This window comes from Azospirillum sp. UFLA03-27, from assembly GCF_059803775.1.
Genome location: NZ_JAUQTX010000309.1, coordinates 1 through 6,639 on the forward strand (window position 1 = coordinate 1; position 6,639 = coordinate 6,639).

The 6,639-nt window shown below is 68.2% G+C and carries 6 protein-coding genes and 1 pseudogene; 4 read left to right on the forward strand and 3 right to left on the reverse strand.

What is annotated here, in order from left to right:
* Window positions 1-246: TRAP transporter large permease subunit (locus Q4I23_RS28985; protein WP_498528510.1), on the forward strand; the 246-nt coding region annotated here is incomplete at its 5' end.
* Between the two features lie 79 nt (window positions 247-325).
* On the opposite strand, the gene mgrA is transcribed toward Q4I23_RS28985, so the two are convergent.
* Both mgrA and Q4I23_RS28995 read right to left on the reverse strand, forming a co-directional pair.
* The gene (gene mgrA / locus Q4I23_RS28990; RefSeq protein ID WP_454020609.1) at window positions 326-1,366 is read right to left on the reverse strand and encodes an L-glyceraldehyde 3-phosphate reductase; all 1,041 of its coding nucleotides are present in this window, start codon (window positions 1,364-1,366) and stop codon (window positions 326-328) included.
* Between the two features lie 95 nt (window positions 1,367-1,461).
* Window positions 1,462-2,253, reverse strand: a complete 792-nt coding sequence (locus Q4I23_RS28995) for a GntR family transcriptional regulator (RefSeq protein WP_119510253.1) — start codon at window positions 2,251-2,253, stop codon at window positions 1,462-1,464.
* A gap of 261 nt (window positions 2,254-2,514) precedes the next feature.
* Here Q4I23_RS28995 and Q4I23_RS29000 point away from each other — a divergent pair, with 261 nt between their 5' ends.
* The 3 genes from Q4I23_RS29000 to Q4I23_RS29010 all read left to right on the forward strand — a co-directional run bounded on the left by Q4I23_RS29000 (window position 2,515) and on the right by Q4I23_RS29010 (window position 6,239).
* Window positions 2,515-2,949, forward strand: a complete 435-nt coding sequence (locus tag Q4I23_RS29000) for a methylglyoxal synthase (protein WP_014199988.1) — start codon at window positions 2,515-2,517, stop codon at window positions 2,947-2,949.
* 211 nt (window positions 2,950-3,160) lie between these two features.
* Window positions 3,161-4,564 (forward strand): glucuronate isomerase, encoded by a 1,404-nt coding sequence (gene uxaC, locus Q4I23_RS29005; RefSeq protein ID WP_498528511.1) that lies wholly within the window; start codon window positions 3,161-3,163, stop codon window positions 4,562-4,564.
* Between the two features lie 151 nt (window positions 4,565-4,715).
* Window positions 4,716-6,239, forward strand: coding sequence for a UxaA family hydrolase (locus tag Q4I23_RS29010; protein ID WP_498528512.1), 1,524 nt, complete (start codon window positions 4,716-4,718; stop codon window positions 6,237-6,239).
* A 128-nt stretch (window positions 6,240-6,367) separates the two neighbouring features.
* Here Q4I23_RS29010 and Q4I23_RS29015 read toward each other — a convergent pair.
* A pseudogene (locus Q4I23_RS29015) lies at window positions 6,368-6,639 on the reverse strand (hypothetical protein); the annotation flags it as partial.

Below are 6,639 nucleotides of genomic sequence, written 5' to 3' on the forward strand. Positions count from 1 at the left end.
ATCGCCATGCAGTACGGCATGGACCCGGTGCAGTTCGGCATCGTCATGCTGATCAACTGCGCGCTCGGCCTCAACACGCCGCCGGTCGGCACCACCCAGTTCATCGGCTGCGCCATCGGCGAGATCTCCGTCGGGCAGGTCATGCGCTCCATCCTCCCCTTCTACGGCGCGCTGTTCGTCACCCTTCTCCTCGTCACCTACGTCCCCGCCTTCTCACTCTGGCTCCCCCACCTCCTCATGCGCTGAGGCGATCTCCGCAGGGTCATGAAAAAAGGGCCGCGCCGGCATACCCGGCGCAGCCCTTTTCATGTCGGCTTTCGGCGGATCAGCCGGCTTCGGCGTTCGACGAGTTCTGCCAAAGGTTCAGCCCGCCATCGACGGCGTGGCGGTCGATCTCGGCGAGTTCCTCCGGCGTGAAGGCGGTGTTCTTCAGCGCGTCGAGCGAGTTGTCGAGCTGCTCGACGTTGCGGGCGCCGACCAGGGCGGAGGTCACCCGCGGGTCGCGCAGCACCCAGGCGATGGCCATCTGGGCCAGCGTCTGGCCGCGCCGCGTGGCGATGGCGTCCAGGGCGCGCACGCGCTCCAGATTCTCCGGCGACAGGAAATGCGCCTTCAGCGTGCCGCCCTTGGCAGCGCGGGCGTCGGTGGGCTGGCCGTTCAGATACTTGGTGGTCAGCATGCCCTGGGCCAGCGGCGAGAAGGCGATGCAGCCGATCCCGGTCTCCTCCAGCGCGTCGAGCAGACCGCCCTCGATCCAACGGTTCAGCATCGAGTAGGACGGCTGGTGGATCAGGCAGGGCGTGCCGAGATCCTTGAGGATCGCCGCCGCCCGCCGCGTCATCTCCGGCGAGTAGGAGGAGATGCCCACATAGAGCGCCTTGCCCTGCCGCACGGCGTGGTCGAGCGCCCCCATCGTCTCCTCCAGCGGGGTGCGCGGATCGACGCGGTGCGAGTAGAAGATGTCCACATAGTCGAGCCCCATCCGCTTGAGGCTCTGGTCCAGGCTGGCCGTCAGATACTTGCGCGAGCCCCAGCTTCCGTAGGGGCCGGGCCACATGTCGTAGCCGGCCTTGGTGGAGACGATCAGCTCGTCGCGGTGGGCCTTGAAGTCGGTCGCCAGGACGCGCCCGAAATTCTCCTCCGCCGAGCCCGGCGGTGGGCCGTAATTGTTGGCGAGGTCGAAATGGGTGATGCCGCGATCGAAGGCCCGGCGCAGCACGGCGCGCCCGGTCTCGAACACGTCGGTGCCGCCGAAATTCTGCCACAGCCCCAGCGAAATGGCCGGCAGGTCGAGCCCGCTCCGCCCGCTGCGGCGGTAGGTCATGGCGGTGTAGCGGGCCGGATCGGCGCGGTAGAGCGATTGCATCGCGGTCTCCTGGCTGTCTTGCGCGGTGTTGGGAGGAACGTGACTGATATATTAGAAATCAGCCACGGTCCAAAGCCAAGAGCGCAGAGCAGCCTTCAGACCGGCTCGGCCTCGTCTTCCGAGGGGGCGGTGAAGTAGAGCGGGTTGGCCTTCTGCGCGTCGGCGATGGTGACCTGGAGATAGTCCAGATGCAGGTCGATGGCCTTCGCCGCCGCCTCCGGGTCGTTGTTGGCGATGGCCTCGATGATGACCGAATGCTCGGCGATCACGTCCGGGACGCGGCCGAGCACCGGCAGGGTCAGCAGCCGGTAACGGTCCACCTGCACCTTCACCTGCTGCGTCAGGTTCCAGAATCCCGGATAGCCGGCGGTTTCCGCCAGCAGCGCGTGGAAGGTTTCGTCGGCCTGGTGGAAGCCTTCGAAATTCTGGGCGGCCTCCATCTCGCGCTGGAGTTCCAGGTTGGCGCGCAGCTTGGCGATCTGGCTGCGGGTGGCGCGTTTGGCGGCGTAGCGGACGGTCGCCTCCTCCAGCGCCTTGCGGATGGCGATGGCTTCGGGCAGGGCGCCCAGCGGGATGCGGGAGACGAAGGTGCCCGATTGCGGAAAGATCTCGATCAGCCCCTCGTCCGCCAGACGCAGAACGGCCTCGCGCACCGGGGTGCGGCTGACGCCGTAATCCTGGGCGATCACCTTCTCGGCGACCGGCTCGCCCGGCTTGCGGCGGAGCGAGACGATCTCGTTGCGCAGGTCGCGGTAGATCGTCGCGGCCACGGTGGTGCCGCGCTGGGCCGGGCGGGCGACCGCCGCCGCCGTGCGGCGCCGGGTCCGCGTCTTGACGCCCTCAGCCTGTTCGGAATCCGCCGTCGATGTCTGCGCCGCCTTTTTCAACACCCGCTCCTGCCAGGAAGATTCAAGGGCGCCGGTGCTCCGGGATGCCGGCGCCGAACCCGCTGGTTCAAGCCGCAGACGGTCCGCCCTTCATCGCAATATACTAATACCCGGCGGGGTGGGTCAAACGCCTTCACCCCGCGCGGCGCCCCGGTTCCGCGCCAGTTTGTCCCACCGGGAAGCGCGTTGCGCCACTCGTCAGTATACTAGTATATTGAATGAAGCTCCACCGCGGAGCGCACAGCCGCAAGGACCGTCACCGTGGACCGCAAACGCATCGCCCTGGTCGCCCACGACGCCCGCAAGCCCGACCTGATCGGCTGGCTCGGCGCCAACATCCACGCGCTGGAGGGGAACGTCTTCTGGTCCACCGGCACCACCGGCCGGCTGGTCCGGGAGGCCCATCCCCAGCTGGACATCACCTCGCTGAAAAGCGGTCCGCTGGGCGGCGACCAGCAGATCGGCGCGATGATCGCGGAGGGCCGGATCGACCTTCTCGTCTTCTTCGTCGACCCGATGACCGCCCAGCCCCACGATGTGGACGTGAAGGCGCTGACCCGCCTCGCCACGCTCTACAACATCCCGATGGCCTGCAACGAGGCGACCGCCGACATGGTGATCTCCTCCCCCCTCTTCACCAGCGGGTACCGCCCGCGGGCCGTGGACTTCGCCGCCCACGATTCGCGCCGCCTCTGACCGGCCTTAATTGAACCGGCCCCTCTTGAATTGCGCGTCTTGCCGACAGAATTGTGGGCGGGACGCACAAAGTCCTTGCATCCGGAACTGATATATTAATATATTCCGACATGCGGGGCACGACCGGCGCAGCGCCACGCGCCACACCCGAACCACCCATTCAAATGGGCACCGGACCCCCGTCCGGCATCCCTCATTCCGGAGATGAACGATGCTCCACCCCGACCGCCTCTTCCCCAGCGATCCCACGCAGCGCGACATCGCGCGCCGGCTGTACGCGGAGGTGGGCCACCTGCCGATCATCAGCCCGCACGGCCACACGGACCCGTCCTGGTTCGCCAAGAACGAGGCGTTCCCGAACCCAGCGTCGCTGTTCGTGGTGCCCGACCATTACGCCTTCCGCATGCTCTACAGCCAGGGCGTGACGTTGGAGAGCCTGGGCGTGCCGCGCAGGGACGGCGGGGTGGTGGAGAGCGATCCGCGCAAGATCTGGCGCCAGCTCGCCCAGAACTGGCACCTGTTCCGCGGCACCCCGACGCGCATGTGGCTGGACCATGCCTTCGAGACGGTGTTCGGCGTGACGGAGCGGCTGAGCGGGGCCAGCGCCGACCGCATCTTCGACCAGATCGACGCCTGCCTGCAGAAGCCGGAATTCCTGCCGCGCGCCCTGTTCGAGCGCTTCAACATCGAGCTGCTGGCGACCACCGAGTCCCCGCTCGACACGCTGGAGCATCATCGCGCCATCCGCGAGAGCGGCTGGAAGGGCCGCGTCATCACCGCCTTCCGCCCGGACCCGGTCGTTGATCCGGAGTTCGAGGGCTTCCAGGCCAACGTCGAGACGTTGGGCACGCTGTCCGGTGAGAACACCGGGACCTGGGCCGGCTACCTCGCCGCCCTGCGCAACCGCCGCCAGTATTTCAAGGAGGTCGGCGGCGCCACCTCGACCGACCACGGCCACGCCACCGCGACCACCGCCGACCTGTCCGACGCCGACGCCGAGCGGCTGTTCGAGAAGGCGCTGCGCGGCACCATCACGGCGGCCGAGGCGGAGATCTTCCGCGGCCAGATGCTGACCGAGATGGCCAAGATGAGCCTGGACGACGGGCTGGTCATGCAGATCCACCCCGGCAGCTTCCGCAACCACAATCCGGGCGTCTTCGAGCGCTTCGGCCGCGACAAGGGCGCCGACATCCCGACCGGCACCGAGTATGTGCGGGCGCTGAAGCCGCTGCTCGACCGCGTCGGCAACGAGCGCGACCTGACCATCATCCTGTTTACGCTGGATGAGACCAGCTACGCCCGCGAGCTGGCGCCGCTGGCCGGCCATTACCCGGCGCTGCGCGTCGGCCCGGCCTGGTGGTTCCACGACAGCCCCGAGGGCATGCGCCGCTACCGCGAGATGATCACGGAGACGGCCGGCTTCTACAACACGGTCGGCTTCAACGACGACACGCGCGCCTTCTGCTCCATCCCGGCCCGCCACGACGTGGCCCGCCGCATCGACTGCGCCTTCCTGGCCCGCCTCGTCGCCGAGCACCGCCTGGAGGAGGACGAGGCTGCGGAGGTGGCGGTGGATCTCGCCTACACCCTCGCCAAGAAGGCGTACAAGCTCTGACGTGAAACCCCTCTCCCCTCCGGGGAGAGGGTGGCGCCAACGGCGCCGGGTGAGGGGGTTGCGCTTTTGCCGGACGTACCGCCACGCGCATCCTCCTCACCCTGCCCCTCTCCCCAGAGGGGGAGGGAATCTCCATGAGAGGACCACCACCATGGCATCGCTGACCATCCGCCTGCATCCCGCGGACAACGTCGTCGTTGCCGGCGCCGACCTGCCGGAGGGCACCCCCCTGCCCGACACCGGCGTCGTCGCCCGGACCGCGATCCCCTCCGGCCACAAGGTCGCGGTGCAGGCCATCGCGGTCGGCGAACCGGTGCGCAAATACAACCAGGTCATCGGCTTCGCGACCGCCCCCATCGCGCTGGGCGACCATGTCCATGTCCACAACATCGGCGTGGGCGACAGCTTCGAGCGCGATTACGCCTTCGGTGCCGACGTCCACGCCACCGACCTCGTGCCGGAGGCGGAGCGCGCCACCTTCCAGGGCATCGTCCGCCCGGATGGGCGCGTGGCGACCCGCAATTACATCGGCATCCTGACCACGGTGAACTGCTCGGCCACCGCCGCGCGGATGATCGCCGACCAGTTCCGCGGCGACGCGCTGGCCGCCTACCCCAACATCGACGGGGTGGTCGCGCTGACCCATTCCTACGGCTGCGGCATGGGCTCGCAGGGCGACGCCATCGACGCGCTGCGCCGGACCATCGCCGGTTACGCCCGCCATCCGAACTTCGCCGCCGTGCTCGTGCTCGGCCTCGGCTGCGAGGTGAACCAGATCGACAAGCTGATCGAGGTCGAAGGGCTGACCGTCGGCGACACCCTGCAGACTCTGGCGATCCAGGACAGCGGCGGCACCGCCGCCACCGTGCGGGCGAGCGTGGAGCGCATCCGCGCGCTGCTGCCCCGCGTCAACGACGTGACGCGCGAGACCGTGCCGGCCAGCCACCTGATCCTGGCGCTGCAATGCGGCGGGTCGGACGGCTATTCGGGAATCACCGCCAACCCGGCGCTGGGCCACGCCGTGGACCTGCTGATCCGCAACGGCGGCACCGCGGTGCTGAGCGAGACGCCGGAGGTCTATGGCGCCGAGCATCTGCTGACCCGCCGCGCCGTCAGCCCGGCGGTCGGCGAGACGCTGGTCGAGCGCATCCGCTGGTGGGAGGACTACACCAGCCGCAGCGGCGGGGAGATGAACAACAACCCGTCGCCCGGCAACAAGAAAGGCGGTCTGACCACCATCCTGGAGAAGTCGCTGGGCGCGGTCGCCAAGGCCGGCACGACCAACCTTGTCGAGGTGGTGCGCTACGCCGAGCCGATCACCGGGCCGGGCCTCGTCTTCATGGACACGCCGGGCTACGACCCGGTGTCGGCCACTGGGCAGGTGGCGGGCGGCGCCAACGTGCTGTGCTTCACCACGGGCCGGGGCTCCGTCTTCGGCTGCAAGCCGACGCCCTCGCTGAAGCTCGCCACCAACACGGCGCTGTTCCGCAAGATGCCCGACGACATGGACATCGACTGCGGCCCCATCGCCACCGGCGACGCCACCATCGAGGAGGTCGGGCGGGCGATCTTCCGGCTCATCCTCGACACCGCCTCGGGCCGGAAGACCAAGAGCGAGGAGCTGGGCTTCGGCTCCGACGAGTTCACGCCCTGGCAGATGGGCGCCGTCATGTGAGCGAAAAGGCTTGCGCGCTCAGTGATATACTAGTATAAGTGTTTTCGTTCGGTTATCCTTTGAAACCCAATCGGCAGGCCGCGCCGTGCGCGTGGTCCCGCCGAGTGACGTTTCTCCAAAGTGCGACTTCAGACCGCCGGGGCACGCTCCGGCGGTCTTTTCTTTTCGGGGTCTGACGATCCAACGGCGGCGCGCAGCCAGTCCCGGAAGACGGTGAAGCCCGGCTCCCGGTGCCGCGCCGGGCGCGAGACCAGATACCACGCCCGCCCCATCGGCACGGCCAGCGCGAAAGGCGTGACCAGCCGGCCCGCCGCCAGATCGTCGGCGATGTAGAGCCTGTCTCTTATACACATCTCCGAGCCCACGAGACTATAACAGCTATCGCGTATGCCGTCTTCTG